The organism is Streptomyces sp. NBC_00341 (genome assembly GCF_041435055.1).
Lineage (GTDB): Bacteria > Actinomycetota > Actinomycetes > Streptomycetales > Streptomycetaceae > Streptomyces.
Genome location: NZ_CP108002.1, coordinates 8,188,972 through 8,207,556, shown reverse-complemented (window position 1 = coordinate 8,207,556; position 18,585 = coordinate 8,188,972). Strand labels below are relative to the sequence as shown.

14 protein-coding genes and 1 pseudogene are annotated in these 18,585 nt (G+C 69.1%); 9 read left to right on the top strand and 6 right to left on the bottom strand.

The window, feature by feature from the left end; translation table 11 throughout:
• Position 1: 1 nt before the first annotated feature.
• From OG892_RS36630 to OG892_RS36610, 5 genes are all read left to right on the top strand, one after another.
• On the top strand, positions 2-1,549 hold the full coding sequence (locus tag OG892_RS36630; RefSeq protein WP_073734142.1) for a GMC family oxidoreductase: 1,548 nt from the start codon (positions 2-4) through the stop codon (positions 1,547-1,549).
• A gap of 257 nt (positions 1,550-1,806) precedes the next feature.
• Complete coding sequence (locus OG892_RS36625; protein WP_056799877.1) at positions 1,807-2,442, top strand: carboxymuconolactone decarboxylase family protein; 636 nt, start codon at positions 1,807-1,809, stop codon at positions 2,440-2,442.
• The gene (locus OG892_RS36620; protein WP_073734143.1) at positions 2,439-3,317 is read left to right on the top strand and encodes an SDR family NAD(P)-dependent oxidoreductase; all 879 of its coding nucleotides are present in this window, start codon (positions 2,439-2,441) and stop codon (positions 3,315-3,317) included. The genes OG892_RS36625 and OG892_RS36620 overlap by 4 nt, the downstream gene beginning before the upstream one ends.
• 276 nt (positions 3,318-3,593) lie before the next feature.
• Positions 3,594-4,646, top strand: coding sequence for a carboxymuconolactone decarboxylase (locus OG892_RS36615; RefSeq protein ID WP_328864427.1), 1,053 nt, complete (start codon positions 3,594-3,596; stop codon positions 4,644-4,646).
• 358 nt (positions 4,647-5,004) lie between these two features.
• Entirely contained in the window at positions 5,005-5,802 is a 798-nt protein-coding gene (locus OG892_RS36610; protein WP_328864428.1) for a helix-turn-helix transcriptional regulator, read from the top strand.
• A gap of 155 nt (positions 5,803-5,957) precedes the next feature.
• On the opposite strand, the gene OG892_RS36605 is transcribed toward OG892_RS36610, so the two are convergent.
• From OG892_RS36605 to OG892_RS36585, 5 genes are all read right to left on the bottom strand, one after another.
• Positions 5,958-6,659, bottom strand: coding sequence for a maleylpyruvate isomerase family mycothiol-dependent enzyme (locus tag OG892_RS36605; protein WP_073734146.1), 702 nt, complete (start codon positions 6,657-6,659; stop codon positions 5,958-5,960).
• A complete protein-coding gene (locus OG892_RS36600) occupies positions 6,656-7,690 on the bottom strand; it encodes an SDR family NAD(P)-dependent oxidoreductase (protein ID WP_328864429.1) in 1,035 nt (344 codons plus the stop codon). Before OG892_RS36600 ends, OG892_RS36605 begins: the two co-directional genes overlap by 4 nt.
• A 202-nt stretch (positions 7,691-7,892) precedes the next feature.
• Positions 7,893-9,203, bottom strand: coding sequence for an AarF/UbiB family protein (locus OG892_RS36595; protein ID WP_328864430.1), 1,311 nt, complete (start codon positions 9,201-9,203; stop codon positions 7,893-7,895).
• A gap of 92 nt (positions 9,204-9,295) precedes the next feature.
• Positions 9,296-10,069: a TIGR03084 family metal-binding protein gene (locus tag OG892_RS36590; RefSeq protein WP_371631751.1), complete on the bottom strand. Its 774-nt coding sequence runs from the start codon at positions 10,067-10,069 to the stop codon at positions 9,296-9,298.
• Positions 10,070-10,275: 206 nt separating this feature from the next.
• Positions 10,276-11,523, bottom strand: coding sequence for an MFS transporter (locus OG892_RS36585; RefSeq protein WP_371631334.1), 1,248 nt, complete (start codon positions 11,521-11,523; stop codon positions 10,276-10,278).
• A gap of 1,226 nt (positions 11,524-12,749) precedes the next feature.
• On the opposite strand from OG892_RS36585, the gene OG892_RS36580 reads away from it, so the two are divergent.
• The 4 genes from OG892_RS36580 (at position 12,750) to OG892_RS36565 (ending at position 17,695) form a co-directional block, all read left to right on the top strand.
• On the top strand, positions 12,750-12,893 hold the full coding sequence (locus OG892_RS36580) for a hypothetical protein (protein ID WP_158072226.1): 144 nt from the start codon (positions 12,750-12,752) through the stop codon (positions 12,891-12,893).
• A gap of 198 nt (positions 12,894-13,091) precedes the next feature.
• A complete protein-coding gene (locus OG892_RS36575) occupies positions 13,092-15,422 on the top strand; it encodes a SpoIIE family protein phosphatase (protein ID WP_371631333.1) in 2,331 nt (776 codons plus the stop codon).
• A gap of 276 nt (positions 15,423-15,698) precedes the next feature.
• Positions 15,699-16,064, top strand: coding sequence for a hypothetical protein (locus OG892_RS36570; RefSeq protein ID WP_371631332.1), 366 nt, complete (start codon positions 15,699-15,701; stop codon positions 16,062-16,064).
• Positions 16,061-17,695 carry a cation acetate symporter gene (locus tag OG892_RS36565; RefSeq protein WP_371631331.1) on the top strand — a complete coding sequence of 545 codons (1,635 nt, stop codon included), beginning with the start codon at positions 16,061-16,063 and terminating at the stop codon, positions 17,693-17,695. Before OG892_RS36570 ends, OG892_RS36565 begins: the two co-directional genes overlap by 4 nt.
• A 141-nt stretch (positions 17,696-17,836) precedes the next feature.
• On the opposite strand, the pseudogene OG892_RS36560 reads toward OG892_RS36565, so the two are convergent.
• A pseudogene (locus tag OG892_RS36560) lies at positions 17,837-18,487 on the bottom strand (RICIN domain-containing protein); the annotation flags it as partial.
• Positions 18,488-18,585 lie beyond the last annotated feature (98 nt).

The following is an 18,585-nucleotide window of genomic DNA, read 5'->3' as shown; positions in this document are numbered from 1 at the left end:
CATGACGCACACGTATGACGCGATCATCGTCGGATCGGGCTCCGCGGGTGCGGCGCTCGCAGCCCGGCTGAGCGAGGACCCGGCCCGTTCGGTGCTCCTCGTCGAAGCGGGCCCGGACTTTCCCGATCCGGCCGACATCCCGCACGACATCACCAACGGCAACGCCATGTCGATGAGCAAGCACGACTGGCACTACCGCGCGGAGATCATGGACGGCCGGCGCATCCTCTTCCCCCGAGGAAAGATCACCGGCGGCTCGTCCGCGGTCGGGGCCACCATCGCGCTGCGGGGTGTGCCCGAGAACTACGACAAGTGGGCGGCGGCGGGCAACCCGGCGTGGGCGTACGAGCAGGTGCTGCCGTACTTCCGCCGGCTGGAGGACGACCTGAACTTCGAGGGCCGCTACCACGGCAAGGGCGGCCCGGTGCCGATCCGCAGGTTCCAGCCGGACGAGATGACCACCATGCAGCGCGCCTTCACCGAAGCGAGCCTGGCGACCGGATTCCCCGAGGTCTCCGACCACAACCACCCCGAGGCGACCGGTATCGGCCCGATCCCGTCCAACCGGCGCGACCCCCGCTTCCGGGTCTCGACGGCGATGGCGTACCTGACGGGCGAGGTACGGGCACGGGAGAACCTGGCCATCCGCAGCGGGACGCTGGTGCACGAAGTGCTCTTCGAGGGCGACCGCGCGGTCGGCGTCCTGGTCTCGGCCGGTGCCGGCCAGCCGGAGGAACTTCGGGCGCACAAGGTCGTTCTGTCGGCCGGCGCGGTCAACACCCCGACGCTGCTGATGCGCTCGGGAATCGGCCCGGCCGACGATCTGACCAGGCTCGGGATCGACGTCCGGCTGGACCGGCCCGGGGTCGGCGCCCACCTGATGGACCACCCGCGGACCGGCGTGTTCATGCGGCCCAAGGAGGGGGCCCTGGACGAGAACGTGCCGTTCCTGCAGTCCATGGTGCGGACCACGTCCAAGGGGTCCACCGACTTCAACGACATGCAGTACTACATGGTCAACCACTTCGACCTGGAGCTCTTCCCCGAGCTTCAGATGCTGGCCGGCGCTTCGATGATCTTCGGTGTGATGGTGGTGGACCAGCAGCCGGAGTCGGTCGGCCGGCTGCGGCTGGCCTCGGCCGACCCGGCGGCGGGGCCGGACATCCAGCTCGACTTCCTCTCCACCGAACGGGACCTGGAGAAGATGGTCCAGGGCGTCCGGACCTGCTGGGAGCTGGCCAACCACCCGGGGATCGCGTCGCGGGGCGACGGCTTCATCGTGCTGAGCGACAAGCTCATCGAGAAGGACGCGATGGTCGAGCAGTACGTGAAGGTGAGCCTGGACAGCGGCTACCACCCGGTGGGCACGGCCCGCATGGGGACCGCTGACGACGCGGGCGCAGTGGTGGACGAACAGCTGCGGGTGCACGGGGTGGAGGGCCTGTACGTGGCCGACGCCTCGGTGATGCCGAGCATCGTCAACTGCAACACCAACCTCACCTCGATCATGATCGGTGAGCGGCTGGCGGACTGGCTGCGCGCCGAGTGAACTGAACCCGCCCGGCCTCCCCCGACGGCCGTTCCGGCGCCTGCCGCGCCGGAACGGCCGTCCGTATGTCCAGGTCCAGGACCCGCCGGCGGGCGTACGCAGGGCAATTTGAAAGGCGAGACGCCGCCACCATTCCTGCCACCATGAGAGATAACAACGCCGCAATTACCCGCCGGATAGCAGACCCGGATATATTCCCGTTTTTCTGAATTGGTTCGCGGGGCGGCTCCCACAATCGGAAGAAAAGGTGATCATCCATGACCGATCCGAATGTGCTGAGCACGGTCCGCGTCCCCCTGGTGGGGGAGGACGAAGCCCAGGGCAGGACCGCGGAGCTGTACGAGGCGATCAAGTCCCGGATGGGCATTCCCTTCGTGCCGGACATGTTCCGCCTGGTGTCCAGCCGGCCCGACCTGCTTGAGGTCGTGATCGCCGGCTACGGCGGCGTGTTCAACGACGGCGTGCTGCCGCGTGCGACCCGCGAGATGATCTCCGCCTGGAGCTCCAAGGTCAACGGCTGCCCGTACTGCGTGGGCACCCACAACTGGTTCCTGGCCCAGTTCGGCGGCGACCAGAAACTCACCGACGCGATCGCCGACTCCGCCTCGGTGGAGGACCTGCCGATCGACGAGCGCACCAAGGAACTCATGCGCCTGGTCACCCAGATCTGCACGGGTGCGTTCCGGGTCACCGACGAGGACTGGGCCAGGACCGAGGCCGCGGGCTGGACCAACGCGGAGATGCTGGAAGCGGTGTTCACCGCTTCACTGTTCGCCTTCATCAACCGCCTGGTGGACGGCCTGGGCCTCGGCGACTCGGTGGCCCGCAGCCGGATCGCCTCGCAGCCGGAGGACGCCACGGTGTCCGAGCAGCGGCTGGCAGAACCCCGGTGAACAGCCCCTCGCGCGCGATCCTGTTGACCGGGGCGTCGTCGAGCACCGGCAGATCCTCCGGCACCGGAAAGGCCGTGGCACTGCGGCTGCACCGGGCCGGCTGGCCGGTCTACGCGACCGCGCGGCAGCCCGAGGCGCTGGCCGAGCTGGAGGCCGAGGGCATCCGGGTCCTCCAACTGGATGTCAACGACGAGGATTCGATGACGGCCGTCGTCGACAAGATCACCGCCGAGCACGGCTCGGTCGGCACTCTGATCAACAACGCCGCCTACAGCCTCAACGGCACCATCGGCGAGACCCCGATGGACGAGGTGCGCCGCCAGTTCGAAACGAACATCTTCGGACTGTGCCGGCTCACTCAGCTCGTGCTGCCCGGCATGCGGGCCCAGGGCAGTGGCCGGGTGGTCATGATGTCGTCCATCTTCGGTCAGTTCGCCACCCCGGGCCGCGGCTACTACCAGGCCACCAAGCACGCCCTGGAGGCCATCAGCGATTCGCTGCGCCTGGAGGTGGACACGTTCGGCATCAAGGTGGTGCTGGTCGAACCGTCGCCGGTGCTCGGCGGGTTCGTACCGATGTCGGTCGCCGACCTCGGGATGTCCGGGCAGGAGCGGGGCGGTGTGTACGACGACTTCTGGCGGTACTTCGTCGACTGGCACGGCGCCTACCGGGAGACGGAGAAGCCGAGCGGCCGCGGCCGGATGGCGGTGCGCGCGGAGACCGTGGCGAAGGTCATCGAGAAGGCGGTGACCAGCGAAAACCCGAAGATCAGGTACCGGATCGGCATGCCGTCCCGGTTGCTGCCGCGGATGCGGTGGACCATCGGGGACAGGATGTTCGAACGCTTTGTCCGGGCGTTCTTCCCCATTCCTTAGGGCGTGCCGTCACCGTGGCCCCGCCCGGAACGTCGGCGGGGCCCGGTGGTGCGGCCGCACGGAGGCGGAACCCGATGGCAGACCGCGCCTCTAACTCGTTTGGTACCGGCCGTCAGACCGCAAGAATGAAGAAGGAGGAACCCCGCATCGGTGTGACGATTGACTGGCGCACCGAAGGACATCCGCTGAGGAGCTGAGGGAAGTGCCACCGATGTTTGAAGGCCACGCGGAGCCACCGCGGCGCGACGTCACCGGTCCGGATCCCGGAGCGGACACATGAAGGACCCGAGACTGCTCGTCCAGTCGCCGCTCAGGCGGCTGTCCCTGCTCCAGGTCCGGCACATCGCGACCGTGCAGTTCGGTGAGGCGGCCGGCGTCACCGCCCGGGTCTACCGGGAGCTCGAACGGGACTTCGGGGTGCTGGCCCCGCCCATCGCCCTGCACGCCCCGGTGCCGGAACTGCTCGCTGCCTCCTGGATGACGCTGCGCGAGACCATGCTGGTCGACGGGCTGGTACCGCGGGCCGCAAAGGAAGCGGTGGCCGCCGCCGTGTCCCGGGGCAACCAGTGCCCGTTCTGCACCACCATGCACTCCACGATGCACAACTCCCTGACTGCCCGGCCCACTTCGTCCGGGCGGGGCACGAAGGCGGCACCGGACGGCGGCGGGACGGCGCCGGACCAGTTGACGGCGTGGATCGGCTCGGCGGGCAGGCCGCCGTTCGCACCCGAACTGATGCCGGAGCTGGCCGGGACCGCGCTATGCCTCCAGTACCTCAACCGGATGGTCAACGTCTTCCTGGGCGCGCAACCGCTGCCGCCGCACGCCCCGGACCGGGCGGTGGGGCCCGTGCTGCGGGTGCTGACCGGCCTGATGCGCAGCTCCGTCCGGGCCAGGCCCCGAACGGGTACGTCGCTGTCGCTACTGCCCGACGCACCGCTGCCGAAGGACCTGGGCTGGGCGGCGGCCGATCCGCGGATCGCCGCGGCGCTGGCCCGCAGCGCGGCGGCCGTCGAGCTGACAGCGGCCGAACTGGTGCCGGAGCCGGTCCGGGACCTGGTGGCCGCCGAGCTGGCCCGCTGGGACGGCGGCGACCCCGGCCTCGGCCGGGCCTGGCTGGACGCACCGCTGCGGGAACTGCCGCCGGCCGACCGACCGGCGGGCAACCTCGCACTGCTCACCGCCCTGGCTTCCTACCGGGTGGACGACAAGGTCATCGCGGCCTTCCGGCAGAACGGCGGGGGCGACCGGGAGATCCTCGCGGTCACGTCGTGGGCCGCCCAGCGGGCGGCCCGGCGGCGCAGCGGACAACTGCTCCGCGACAACTGAATACCCAGCTCCCCTCGGGTCGGCAGCTGTTGTTCCGCCCACCGCCTTGCGGTGGTGCTCCGATATAGGGTCCGTGCGCCCTGAATTCTCCAGGTGTTGATACCCGATGCAGCGCAGCGGGATCCAACACTTCATGTCGTCGCCCGAAAGCGGGTTCCCTTTCCCGCCGACCTGTGGTCGTCAGGCGCTGCCCTGCACGTCCAGTCAGGACGTACTCGCTTCATCGGCACGCTCGGAGAAACACCGTGCAAATCTTTGCGGTACACATTATCGCACCGACAGAGCGTCAGTTCTGAGATGTTGCTCGGCCATTTCCGTCAGGACGCATTCGATTCATCGACAAGCTTGGAGCATTGCCATGCAGGTCGCCGTTGAGCGCGCGATAGCGACGATGTGGGACCGATACGAGGAACCACTCTCGCTCGACGAGATCGCCAACACCGCGATTCTCAGCAAGTTCTACTTCTCCCGGGTGTTCCGCAATCTCACCGGGACCTCTCCGGGCCGATTCCTTTCCGTGGTCCGGTTGCACCAGGCGAAGAGCCTGTTATTGGAGACCAATCTCAGCGTCACCGAGATCTCCTACCGGGTCGGTTACAACAGTCTCGGCACCTTCACCAGTCGTTTCACCCGCAGTGTGAGCCACTCCCCGGCCCGCTACCGGGCGCTGGCCCGTGCCGGACTGCTCGCGCCGAGCGGCGGGGCCGCCACGGGGCCGCAACAGCTCCTCGACGGTTGCCGGCCCGCCAGTGAGCTCGAAGGCACCATCCGTCTCCCCGGCACCGCACAGCCGGTACGGATCTACGTCGGTGCGTTCCGTGAGTCCATCGTGCAGGGCCGTCCGACCGCCTGCGCGATCCTGGACGGGCCCGGATCGTTCTCGCTGCGCCTGCCGGAGGGCGCCTGGTACATCCGGGCGGCCGTGCTCGCCATGGACGACCCGCCCCCGCCGCTCGGTCAGCGGCGCCCGCTGCTGGTGGCTTCGAGCCAGGTACTGAACGTACGGCGGGACCAGGACACCCGGGTCAACCTGACCGGGCGTCCGCTGACCCCCCTGGACCTGCCGATCCTGCTGGCGCTGCCGGAGCTGGACTTCTCGGGTCTGCCGAAGGCCGGCGGTGCTCCCTTCCCGCTGCCCGCCATCACCGGCACCTGAGACCGTAGGCGCGAAGGAGAACGCCCGGCCCGTCGTGCGACGGGCCGGGCGTTCTCCAGCGGTGCGGCCCATCCGTGCGCCGGCCCCGCCCTGGGCACCGGCCCGGCCGGTGCGGCCCCGGACGTCCTGCCGCGGCGCTCGCGGGGCCCGGTGGGTCAGAACCCGCGGACCGGCTCCACCTCGTTCGCGGGCGGCGCGAACGGCCCCCAGGCGAAGGCCGGCATCCAGGTCACCGACGGGTCCCCGGACCAGCGCAGGTCCTCGATCTGGTGCCGGGTGCGGCGGCCGGTCAGCGACCGGAACACGTCGAAGGCCGGGCCGTGGACCGTGGCGACGGGAGCCCCCTCTCCCACCACCCAGTCCCGCTCCGGGGTGTCGATCCGCAGCGCCGGCAGATTCCCTCCGTGCAACGCGAGGCCGAAGCCCATGGTGGCCAGGTCCAGCGCGCCGGGGAACGCCGGATGGCCGGACGGCGCGACCGTCTCGCCCAGACCGACGCGCAGGTCCATCTCGTGCGAGAACACGTCGAGCAACAGGATGCGCCGCCGCAGTTCGGGGGTGCGGTCCAGTGCCTCGCGCAACTCGCTGTCCAGGGCGTCCCACCGGTCCAGCAGACCGGTCAGGTCAACGCCCTCCGACGGGCGCAGATCTATCTGGTTGTCCTCCAGGGCGACGAACGACTCGCATATGTGGACCAGGTGTCCGATCAGGTCGCGCACGGTCCAGTCGGGGCAGGCGGGCACGCCGGCGGCGGCCGTGTCCGGCGTCCGGGTGACCAGGCCGGTGATGTTCTTCCTGGTCCGCCGGTAGGCGTGGTACTGCTCGGCCGGCTCGTGTCCGGTCCCCGCCGCCGTCATGACCCGCTCCGCTCGCCCGCGGTACCGGCCTGGCGCCGCGTCAGCAGGCCGGCCCGGTGGAGCCAGCGAGCGGTGTCGGCCATCGTCGTCGCGACGGGCCGCGCCGTGGGGACGTCGGCCGTAGCGGACCGGGCCACCGGCACCGCGTGCACGCAGGTGTACGCGGCGCCGAACTCAGCCGGTATGTGCCACGGCCACCACCGCTGGACCTCATCGGCGACCCGGGCGGCGGGAAGCATGGCCCGCCCCGGCAGCCTTAGCGTCGTGAGCCTGCGGCCGGTCGCCGCGCGGAGCTCCGTCAGGTAGTCGGCCGTCGTCACGTACCGGTTGGGCCCGAAGACCCGTACCGGCTTGTCCGGCGGCGGGCCGAGGGCCAGTCCCCCGAGTACCGCGGCGGTGTCACGCACGTCGCCCAGCGGGAAGCCGCCGGTGGGCCACAGCGGCATCAGGCCGCGCAGCGCGTCGCGCAGCCGGCCGGTCTGGTCACCGAGCCTCGGGTCGTCCGGGCCCAGCAGGGCCGGGGGGTAGACGATGTGGACCGGCGCCCCGTCGTCCTGGTGCCGCCGGGCGAACGTCTCGCAGGCCGCCTTGCTCGCCAGGTAGGGCTCAACGGGGTTCCCCACCGGGCTTTCGGCGCGCAGCTCGGATTCGGTGGTGGGAATCAGCGCGCCAACGGTCGAGACGTACAGCACCGTGCCGGTCCCGGCCCGGACCGCCGCCTTCAGGACCGCTTCGGTGCCCGCCACATTGGTGCGGGTGATGTCGTCACGGCGCCGGCGGTCGAAGGAGTAGACCGACCCGAGGTGGATCACGGCGTCGGCGCCGCGGACCGCGCGGGCCGCCGCTGCCTCGTCGGCGACGTCGCCGGTGACGGTCTCCACCGTGTCCGGGTCGATGCCGAGCGGGCCGAGCGCGGGCGCCAGCCGTAGCGGGTCGCGCACCAGCAGCCGGATCCGTGCTCCGCCGGCCGCGAGGGCGGCGACCGTGTGCGAGCCGAGGAAGCCGGTGCCTCCTGTCACACAGACCAACATGTCGTTCCTCCTTTTCCGTCCCCTGCTCGACGTGCCGCTTCGCCCGCCGACGCGGCTGGTCCGCAGGCGTGCACAGCCGGTCCGGCAGGAGCTGTGGGGTGTTGTCCGCCACGCGGCGGCTCGTGCCGTCCGGCCCGGGCCACACGAAGGCGGGTACGGGCGGCCGCAGACCGTGCGAGGTTCGGCGGGGCCGGCACGGTTCTCAGGCGGCCCACCCGCCGGAGGGGCCGCTCTCACGGCGCTCGGCGTCCACTTGGACGTCCTTGGCGAAGGAGGCCATGAGCACGGGAACCGCCTCGGCCTGGAAGTCGACCTCGGAGTCGAACTCCTTGATCATTCCTTCAAGCACCAGCAGCGACAGCAGCGGAAAGGCGAACTCGGCCGCGGCGAAGACGCCGAAATCCTTCTGGAGCTTGAACAGCCGCGGCGCGAACGCCCCGAGGTCGAAGTCCTTCGACAGCGCCCCGGCCACCTCGTCCACCAGCTCCGTCACCGCGCTGCGGAAGCCCTCCCGGTCCAAGTCCGCGGGGAGCCGCGCGGCGCTGTCGAGCACGATGTCCGCACACTTCGGGCCGTTGCCCTGGGCCATGTTGAGGAAGAAGCCGGCGAAGGAGCGCCGCACCGCGTCGGGCAGCTGCACCACGAAGCCGGCGTCCAGCACCACGACCCGTCCCTCACCGTCCAGGCAGAGGTTGCCCGGATGCAGGTCGCAGTGCACCACGCCGTCCACGAAGAGCATCCGGTAGACCGCCCGGAGGACGTCGCGGACCACCTCCTGGCGGCGGGCCATCGACATGCCGTGGGGCCGGAACCGGCCGATGTCCGGGACGAACTCCATGGTGAGCACCGTCGGTCCGCACAGTCCCTCGACGGGCGCGGGGATGCGCAGTTCGGTGTGGTCGGAGAGGTTGCCCCGCAGCGCGAGCAGGGAATCGTGTTCGGCGGTGAAGTCGAGCTGGCGCAGGACGGCGCCGCCGAGTTGTCCGATCATCTCCTCGGCGGGCAGGTCCCGCATGCTCGGCAGCAGCCGACCGGCCCGCGCGCCGAGCAGGGCGAGGCGCAGATCGGCCTCCAGCACCGGGCGGATGCCGTGCCGCTGTACCTTGACGGCGACCTCGGCGCCGTCGGCGAGCCGTGCGCGGTGCACACTGGCGATACTGCCGCAGGCCACCGGCTCCCAGTCGAACTCGGCGAAGGCATCCGAGAATCCGGCCTCGGCGAGGGTGCGTGCCACCGCCGCGCGTCTCGGCTGCCGCACCTCGTCGGCGAGTTCACCCAGCGCGTCGCACCAGTGTTCGGGGACCAGGTCACGGCGCGTGCTGAGCAGTTGCCCCGCCTTGACGAAGAACGGCCCCAGCGCGGTCAGCAGCCGGGGAGCGCGGAGCGCCAGCCGGGTCCGACCGCCGCGGGTCATCGTGTGCGGCAGGGCGGCGATCAGATGTCCGGTGACGATCAAGGCGGTGGCACAGGCACGCTTCGGCAGCAGCCACCAGCTGGTCCGTTGTTCTCGCACGGCAACCCCAGATCCCTCGTGTCGGGTGGACCGAAGACGGCCCGCCCGCTAGGTAAGCAGCCGCCGGGCCGGTGATCTATACGCCATATTGCTCACTGCGGTGCCCGGCCCGTGCCGGGCGGTCCGACGTAGGACTGTGCGATGTCCAGCCACTGGTCGGCCTCCGTCCCGACAGCGCTCAGCGCGAGGTCATCGCGGTGTCTGCGCCGGGTGACGAGCAGACAGAAGTCCTGGGCCGGGCCGGCGATCCGCTGCCCGGCCTCCGGCGGGCCGAAGGCCCACAGCTCCCCGGACGGGGCCGTCAGCTCGAAACGGAACGGCTCGGCCGGAGGCCGCAGACCGCGGGCACGGTAGGCCAGGTCCCGGGTGCGGGTCCCGAGGAAGACGATGTGGCCGATCCGGTCGGTGAGCACGCGCGGACGCCCGAGGCCGTCGCGGATGTCCTGGCCGTGCGCGAACAGCTCTGTCAACGCGACCGCGGCGAGCACGCTGCCCGGCAGCGGCCCGGCCGGCCACGGCACCAGGTCACGCCGCTCCAGTGCGGCCAGCCCCCTCTCGGCGGCGGCCCGTTCCTCGGCCCAGCGACGCAGCAGACCGGGAAGCGGCTCCGCGACGTACTCGGCGAGCCTGGCGTCCAGCCCGGACTGGAAGTCATCCCGGACCGGCGCGGTCTCGGCCTCGAATGCCTCCGCGTCGCTCACCGCGAGCCGGACCATACGGGTGACGTACGCCAGGTGAGCCACCTGGTGACGGACCGTCCAGGAGGCGGCGGGGGTCTCCGCCGCCCATTCCTCGGGGCTCAGTCCTGACACGAGATCACCGAGTTCGGTGCCCTCCACCGCCAGATCGGCGTACACGTCCTGCATCGCGGTCACGTGGCCAGTCCTTTCGAAGCGCCGAAGAACGCAGCGGGCGAACCGCGTCCATCTTCCGGGCGCGGGCGGACCGCCGCTTCTTCGCACGTGCTCTCCGCGCCGCCTTCGACGCCCTGGAAGTGACGGACTGACGAGCTCAGGACAACGCTCCCGCACCGAAGCACGAGTTGTACCCACCTTCTGCCCTCCGACCCAGCTCACCCGTGGACCGTGTCGTACCGGTACGGTCCGAGGCACATGAAGAAGCCGGCGCAGATCACGCACACGACGGCCAGCGTGAGCATGGCCGGGGTGTAGGAGCCATAGCTGTCCCGGCTCGCGCTCACAGCGGACGAGGCGATCGCCCCACCGATCTGGAATGCCGAGAACGCGATCCCGTAGATCTTGCCGTAGGCCATACGTCCGAAATGCCGGGGGACGAGGTAGCTGAGGACATCGAACTCCGAGCCGATCAACAACCCGGCCAGGGCCGCAGCGATGAGTCCCGTCACTACGTTGGGGCCCGCCGCGAACAACAGCACCGAGACCAGGCCGCCGGCCAGGTTGAAGGACATGACCACGGATGCACTGAAGCGGTCCAGGAGCCAGCCGGTGGCGACTCTGGCCACGATGAGCGCAAGTCCTAGCGCGACCGGCACCAGGTTGGCGATGCTTTCCGGGACACCGGCGTCGAGGAGCAGGGGAATCTGGTAGACCGTGATGGAGGAGCCGACCAGCCCGAGCAGGAGGAAGGCGCCCAGGATGAGCCAGAACGGCCTCCTCCTCGCGGAGATCTTCAGGGTGTCACCGCCTGACTGGACATCGGTCTTGCGTGGGCTCGGTTCTGTGATGAAGAAGAATGCGACCGGGAACGCGAGGAGCGCGACAGCCCCCAGTCCGACGAAAGCGGCCCGCCAGCCGAACGCCCCGATCAGCCAAGCTGTGAGAATGGGGACGAGTACCGTGCCGACTCCGATTCCGGAGTTGGCGATCCCCAGCGCGAACCCGAGTTTGCGCTCGAACCACCCTGCTGTGAGCCGGAGATAGGACACCGGCCACAGGCCCAGGCCGCAGACAGGAATGAGGGCCCAGGCCAGGTAGAACACGGACAGGTCGCCGGGCAGGAAGTACATCGCCATCAGCGAGAGACCAAAGACCGGTGAGCTCCACAGGATGAGGCGGCGACCGCCGTACCTGTCGACCAGATAGCCCTGCAGGGGCGAGATGATCATGACGGTGACGCTGAGGAGAGAAGCAGCCAGGCCGATGTCGGAAACGCCCCAGCCGAACTCCCGGTGGAGCGGGGCGATGAACGCCCCGAACGACATCACGGTGAGAACGCTGGGGCCAACGGTGAGGCCAAGCGTGGACGCAATGGCGGTACGCCACCCAGTCGACTCCCTGGCCGTGCCGGAAGGGTCTTCGCCTGTCCTGATGAGCCTTGCGGGTTTGTCCATGGTGGTCATGCGGAATCCTCCTTGATTCCCTTGCGCAGCTCCCCCACGGGCGCCCGGCCCTTCGGGAATCCGGTTCGGTGTAACTACCGGCAACTGCACGTGACTTGTTCGACCGAGCTCGGTGCTGACCGCGCTTCTCGCACCCATGCGACAGCTGTCGCCATAGGGGCGCCCTGACACGCCGAAGGCGGGTGGGGTCGCACGTGAGCTCGGAGCTGACCCCCTTGCGGGTCATCGCGATGCTCAGACGCGGCTCGGCTTCGATGACTGCCGTCTCATCCCGCTCAAACGGCAAAAGTCCCACGTCGGCGTACGCACCGACTGGCCAATGCTCCGCACCCGACGTGTTGGGGGAGCCCCGATCCCATCCGTGATCAACCCCGCGCGCCGGCTGAAGGACAGGAAATGCGTCACCTCTTAGCTGCCGCTATCGACACGTACGAGCTGCAGCCTCCAAAGCCGGGCGTCATCCCGGCTGGGCCTCTAGACCTTGATCACACTGACGGCCCGGGCCGGCGGGGATCACGATCCGGCCGCCAGGCAGGTCGTACGGCAGGGAGCCCGACGTCATGGTGGCCAGTGGGCTGGAAGCGTGGAGCCTGAGTGAGCTCGGGGACATCTATTGGCATGATCGTGGCACTCGATTCTGGCTGGGCGACAACTCGGCACTCGTGGCAGCGCGGACACCTGCGGGCAGGGGCTGCCGACCGGGACGTCGGCGTGTGACGCCGTGCTCCCCAGCGCCCAAGGCGGTCGGCCGAAGTGGACCATGCCGGCACCGAGAGGTTCGCGGTAGCGGTCATGAGCCGGGGAGGGACTCGATGCCGCCCCATGTCGCCATCACTGGGCCGTCGGGGATGGCGAAAGCAGTGGCGGTGATGCACACCGTAAGAGGACCTTCATGGAGTGTCAACATTTTCTCGTACTGCCGTTAACACATCCCTGCACGACGAGGCCGCAGCGCCCTTCCCACTCCCAACGATTACCCGACTGGCCTTGAACCGCCCCCTCCAGGCAGCACCCCACACGCGCCCGCTTGAGACGGAGCGCACTCAGAACTGAAAACTAGCGCCAGCCATGGCGCAAAGTGTTGACACTATTGCCATCGCTCCTAATGATGGGGCCGACGTCGGCCCGCCCGTACATGAGTTGACCCGACAACAACACGACCGCTCACGCACCCGACGACGCCAGAGCGCTGCCCCTCGGGGACGTCATGAACCAGGAGCGCCACCATGGTTGAACGCGACGAAGCGACCATCAATGCGGCACTGAATCCCTACGGGCTCGCGCTGGACACTCATCAACGGGCCCCCACTTCGGCGAACTTGCCCGCACCGGATACCGGCGGCCGATTCAGCGCCGCGCCCGCCGGTTGACGCCGGCCAAGGAGCCAGGCAGCAGACAACACCCCGGGACGCGTGTCACCCCTCGGCCGACCGGGAAACCGGTCACCAATTGGCTGATATTCGGATATTACGTACATCGAGTAGTATGTCAGGCATCGCCTAAATCGTAGAGATCACACAAATACTCATACTTGGGATGTAGAAGGCATCAATGTTTGTGAGGCTGGCATGGACTCCCGCATCGGTCAGGACGATGACGACGGCACCGTCAGGCAGTGGTCCCGGGGCGCCTTGGAATTGCTGGGCAGGTCCGCCGACGAGGTGTGCGGCCTGCACGTGTCCGAGCTGTTCACCGAGTCGACGCGTACGGATTGTGTTCCTTCGATGTGGCCCTCCCCCGTCGAGGACACCCTCTTGCGCCACTCTCGCGGGCACTCGGTGAACGTGCGCTGCCGCCTTCTGCCTCTCGAACAAACTGCGCACCAGCTGCTGCTGGCCGTTCCGGCCGACCGTGCGGAGGAATCCGAGCAGGGCGCCGTACTCTTGCGCGCCCTGCTCGCCCAGGAGCAGATCGGGGTCATCGTCCGAGACGCCGATCTCGCTGTCGTAAAGACCAACTTCACTACGCCCGGCCTGTCATCCCCGCCCTTGGGAAGCACTCCGGCGGACGTGATGGAGCCTCCCCATGCCGCCATCATCGAGGCGGAGCTGCGTACCGTGCTGGCAACAGGCCTGCCGTTGGTCGACCACGCAGTCCGGGGCCGCTCCCGGTCCGAACCTGTCCGTGACTACTCGTTCTCCGTGACCGCTGTGCGCACCACAGACCGCGAAGGCCGGCCCACAGGCGTCATCGTGCTGGTCACCGATGCCACTGAGCAGTGGCTTGCCGACCGGCGGCTGCAGCTGCGGCACCAGGCCGCGGCCCGCATCGGCCGGTCACTGGACGTCCGCCGCACCGCCCAGGACATTGCCGAGGTGCTCGTGCCCGACTTCGCGGACCTGGTGTCGGTCGATCTCGCCGACAAGGTTCTGGCGGGCGACGAGCCACCCAGGACGTTCGGCGGCGGTGATCTCCATCTTCGCCGCGTGGCGGTGCGAGCCGCCGAAGGATGGCCCGAGGGGTTGCTGCAACTGGAGGACAGATTTCCCCGGCTGCCGGACCGGCCCGCGATTCGCGACCTCCAGGAAGGACGTACGGTCCTCTTCGATCGGAACTCGATCGAACGGGCGATAGGCGATGGCCGCCTGATCCCCTTGCTCATCCCGGACAACGGTCACTCCCTGGCCATGGCCCCGTTGTTCGCCCGTGGCCTGGTTCTGGGGCTCATCGGCGCCTGGCGCACCGATGACGACAAGCCCTTCGATCAGCAGGACGCCGACATGTTCGCGGAGATCGCCGCGCATGCGGCGCTCAGTGTCGACAATGCGCGTCGGTACACCCGGGAGCACCGTGCCGCCGTATCCCTGCAACAACGGCTGCTGCCGGCCGCCGCGACGCTCACTCCGGCGGTGGAGGCCGTGGGAAAGTACGTGCCGGCTGCCGGCGGCGCGGAGATCGGAGGGGATTGGTTCGACGTGATCCCGCTGCCCTCCCTGAGGGTCGCCCTGGTCGTCGGCGACGTGATCGGGCACGGGCTCCACGCTGCGGCCACCATGGGTCGTCTGCGTACCGCCGTCCAGACACTGGCCGACCTGGAACTGACTCCGGACGAACTCCTCAGCCGACTGGACGAGTTGGTCGCACGTATCGCTTCCGAAGCCGACCCTGCTGAGCGCGACACCGTGGGTGCGACATGCTTGGTCGCGCTCTACGACCCGGTCACGCAGCTGTGTACGGTGGCCAGCGCCGGACACCCGCCGCCCATCGTGGCCGGACCGGATGGCACCGCTCACCCTCTACCTGTCCGGCCCGGCCCACCGCTGGGCGTGGGCGGCCTGCCGTTCGAGGCGACCACGACGCGCCTCGCTCCGGGCAGCTGGCTGGCTCTCTACAGCGACGGGCTGCTCGGCCAGCCGGCCGACGGCATCGACGCTGCCGCAATCCGGCTCGCCGGCCGCATTGCCGACTTGCATGGTGAGCGGTGCTCTCTACAGACAGCCGGCGAGATACTGACAGCGGAACAGGCTGACCACCCCGCGGCCGATGACACGGCCCTGCTGCTCGCCATGGCCCGTCCGCTGCAACGCGACGCTGTCGCCGAGTGGGAGTTTCCGGCCGATCCGGTCGCGGTCTCCGCCGCCAGGGCGGCCGTCGCCGCCAAGGTCAGCGAGTGGGGGCTCAAGGATCTCGACTTCGTTGTCGAGCTGATCGTGAGCGAACTGATCACCAACGCTGTCCGGTATGCGGGTGGCCCGATCGGCCTTCGCCTCATTCACGACGACGTCCTCGTCTGCGAGGTCAGCGATCCCAGCAACACCCAACCCAGACTGCGCCGGGCTTCCTCGATTGATGAGGGTGGTCGCGGGTTGTTTCTCGTCGCCCAGCTGAGCAGTCGCTGGGGCAGCAGGTACAGGCAGTCGGGCAAAACCATCTGGGCGGAGCTGGCGTTGCCCGACTGAGCGCGCCGGGAGTGGCAGGTCGAGCGCCTGACGCCCCGGGCCTCCCGACCGCACTGCCCACCACCGCAGCGTTGGCGCTGATCGAGGCCCGGGTGTGACTTGCCCTGGCGTGGGTCACGCCGGTACACCACCGCCTCGCCCATCGTCGGCTCCAGCCTCGGTCGCGCGTGCACTCCGATCGCTGCGTCCAAGACGCCGGTCGTCCCACTTCTGCCACTGCCCGGGCTGGGCCACCCGGTCGGCCGGCTGCATCATTTGGCCCGATCAGGAGACATCATGGAGTCACCCCAGCACTCGTTCTTCGAACCGAGGCGCCACGGCACACAAGCCTCGAGACCGGGAGGCGATGAGAACGGCCTCCACACGCTGCGCTCGGCCGCTTCCCGTTCACGCAGGCGCTTCGTCATCGCCAACGCCGCCGGCTGGGTAGCGATCGTGGGCCTTCCGGTACTCACCGGGATACCCGTGGGAACCCACGTGGCAGGTGAACTCACCGCCGGGACCGTGCTGTTCGCCCTGCAAGGTTGCCTGCTGCTCACGACAGCGGTCCACTTCGACCGTAGCCAGCAAGAGGCATACCGGGAATGGAACAGTGGCGGGAAAGTCGCCCTGAACTCCGCCAACGGAGAGGGCAGACGATGACGGACCGAACCGATCACTTCCTCGCCGCAGCACCATCGAGCGCCGTGCCACTGGTGGCGTTTCTCCTGGTGGTCTGCTGCGTCGTCCTCCTGTACCTGATGTACGGCGCGGACTCCGACGGACCGGCGGACGTGTACGTGGCCGGACGGTCCGTCAGGCCGGTGACCAACGGGCTCGCTCTGGCGGGCGATCACATCTCCCTCATCACCCTGATGACCACCACGGGGCTGGTGGCACTCGCCGGCTACGACGGCATGGCCCTGGCGATGAGCATCGTGGGCTCGTTGGGAGTGCTCCTGATTCTCGCCCAGCCACTGCGCAGCGTAGGTCGGTTCACCCTCGGCGACACCCTGGGGGCCCGCTTCCCAGGCTCCGCCGCGCGCATCGCGGGCACCGTGGCGACCCTGTGCTTCTGTCTGCCGCTGATCGTGGTTCAGCTGGTGGTCGCCGGCGCCGCTGTGACCTTTCTGATGGGACTCTCCGATACCGGCGCGGCCGCACAGGTCTGCACCGCCCTCATCGGAGCAGTCATGATCTGCGCAGCTTCCCTCAGCGGAATGCGGGGCAACAGCATCCTCCAGACCATCAAGACGGTGGTCCTGCTCGTCGCCATGGCCGTGCTGGCCTGCCAGGTGCTGAACGCATTCGGCTGGAACGTGAACCGGCTGCTCGACGCGGCAGCGCACAACAGCCCCGACCCCGCGCACTACTACGCACCGAACCCGCTCCACGGCGTCGGTGCCAACGATGCCTGGTCCCGGCTCTCCATGCTGATCACCATGATCCTCGGAGCCGCTGTGGGACCCCACATGCTGATGCGTCTCAACGCCACCGATCGGGGTGAGTCCGCGCGCCGTACGGTGAAATACGCGATCGGACCAGTCGCCCTCTTCTGCGGGCTGGCCGTTCTCCTGGGCTTCGGTGCGACCGCGGTCGTAGGGGCCGATGCCATCCGCGCGGCCGATCCCGAGGGTCTCGCGGCACTTCCGCTTCTGGCCATACGACTGGCCGCCGACGGCTCCGCCGGCGGCATGACCATTGCCCTCACGGTTTCCATGTTCTTCCTGACCAGCCTCACCGTGGTGGCTGCGCTGACCCTCTCGTCCGCGGCCTCTCTGGCGCACGACGTCTTCACCTCCGGCGCCGGGCGCGACCGGCGGGCAAAGACCGAGATGCGTCTCCTGCGCTGGTCCGCGGTCGCTGTCGGCGCGCTGGCAGTGGTGCTGGCGGTCGCGCTGGAGGGAAGAGAAGTCACCTTCCTCGCCCAGTTCGCCATCACGGCCGCGGCAGCGGCCATCCTGCCCACGGTTGTGTTCGAACTCTTCTGGTCGGGTTACACACGGGCGGGCATGCTCTGGAGCGTCTACGGAGGGCTCGGCACATGCGTGGTGCTGCAACTGTTCGGTCCGGCCGTCTCCGGTTCGCCCAATTCCATCCTGCCCGGGGCCGACTTCGCCTGGTTCCCGTTGGAGGCAACCGGCCTCGTGTCCGTACCGGTGGGCTTCCTCATGGGCTGGGCCGCGAGCCGAGTAACGGCGTCCGGATCGACGGCCCGTGCCCGGTACCAGGACTTGGAGGAGCGAGCCCTGACCGGGGCGGGGTCCGCGAACTCCTCCGAGCAAGTGAAATGACCTCGATCGGCCGTCACCGATGGGCGTGAGAGACGGCGGCAGGGCGCTTCGGCGTCGCGCACTGCCGCCGTCACCGACCCGTGTGAGGGGCCGGTCCCGCCACCGTCGCCCCCGCGCCGATGACGGTGTCGAGCGGGTCACTCAGCTGGGCAGGACCCATTTCTGGTTGGCGCCGGTGCCGCAGGTCCACAGGTGCAACCTGGTCCGGTCGGCGGAGGACACACCCTCCGCGTCGAGGCACTTGCCGGACTGCGGATTGCGCAAGGTCCCATCGGCCCCCGGCGTCCACTTCTGCGCCCCGGAACCATTGCACCCGTAGAGCTGGACCTTGGTCCCGTCCGCCGTGGAGGGTGGTGGTGCCGGCCGGGCGGTTGCTCAGGTTCGTGGAGACGTCCTGGAACGTCTCCCAGCGGAGGCGACGCGGGCGGTCAACTTGGTGGCATCGTCCAGCGCGTAGGGCGTGAAGGAGATCCAGTCGCCGTTCTCGATGCTCCCGACGGTCTTGCCGCCGTGGGCCGCGTCACGGTTGACGACCGACACCCCGGCGGAGCCTCCGTAGTGCTCGGCCTGGCGGTGGCTGGGCTGGCTGATGTGTTCGTCGTGCGTGGTCAGGGCGGGCTGTCCGTTCGCGCCCTTGTCGGTGTACTCGGCATCCCAGACACCGAAGATGTTGGCGTTGGGGTCGTGCTCGCCGTCGGCGATGGTCTGTACGGTGCCGGAGCAGCCGGTGGCCGAGGTCTGCGGGTGGCCGTGGCTGTCGTGGCCCATGATGAAGGTGACCTTGACCTTCGAGCCGTGTCGACGGCGTGACCGTACGGCCCCACGGCGAGGACGGTCTACGGATCACCAACGGAGAACCACAGGCCAACGATGCGGTACTGCGTCTGCGT

Bases quoted from the DNA above. Each gene is read 5' to 3' on its own strand.
- OG892_RS36585 (WP_371631334.1), bottom strand. From the start codon at position 11,523: ATGACCACCATGGACAAACCCGCAAGGCTCATCAGGACAGGCGAAGAC.
- OG892_RS36570 (WP_371631332.1), top strand. From the start codon at position 15,699: ATGGAGTCACCCCAGCACTCGTTCTTCGAACCGAGGCGCCACGGCACA.
- OG892_RS36625 (WP_056799877.1), top strand. From the start codon at position 1,807: ATGACCGATCCGAATGTGCTGAGCACGGTCCGCGTCCCCCTGGTGGGG.
- OG892_RS36600 (WP_328864429.1), bottom strand. From the start codon at position 7,690: ATGTTGGTCTGTGTGACAGGAGGCACCGGCTTCCTCGGCTCGCACACG.
- OG892_RS36590 (WP_371631751.1), bottom strand. From the start codon at position 10,069: ATGCAGGACGTGTACGCCGATCTGGCGGTGGAGGGCACCGAACTCGGT.
- OG892_RS36575 (WP_371631333.1), top strand. From the start codon at position 13,092: ATGGACTCCCGCATCGGTCAGGACGATGACGACGGCACCGTCAGGCAG.
- OG892_RS36565 (WP_371631331.1), top strand. From the start codon at position 16,061: ATGACGGACCGAACCGATCACTTCCTCGCCGCAGCACCATCGAGCGCC.
- OG892_RS36605 (WP_073734146.1), bottom strand. From the start codon at position 6,659: ATGACGGCGGCGGGGACCGGACACGAGCCGGCCGAGCAGTACCACGCC.
- OG892_RS36580 (WP_158072226.1), top strand. From the start codon at position 12,750: ATGGTTGAACGCGACGAAGCGACCATCAATGCGGCACTGAATCCCTAC.
- OG892_RS36610 (WP_328864428.1), top strand. From the start codon at position 5,005: ATGCAGGTCGCCGTTGAGCGCGCGATAGCGACGATGTGGGACCGATAC.
- OG892_RS36630 (WP_073734142.1), top strand. From the start codon at position 2: ATGACGCACACGTATGACGCGATCATCGTCGGATCGGGCTCCGCGGGT.
- OG892_RS36615 (WP_328864427.1), top strand. From the start codon at position 3,594: ATGAAGGACCCGAGACTGCTCGTCCAGTCGCCGCTCAGGCGGCTGTCC.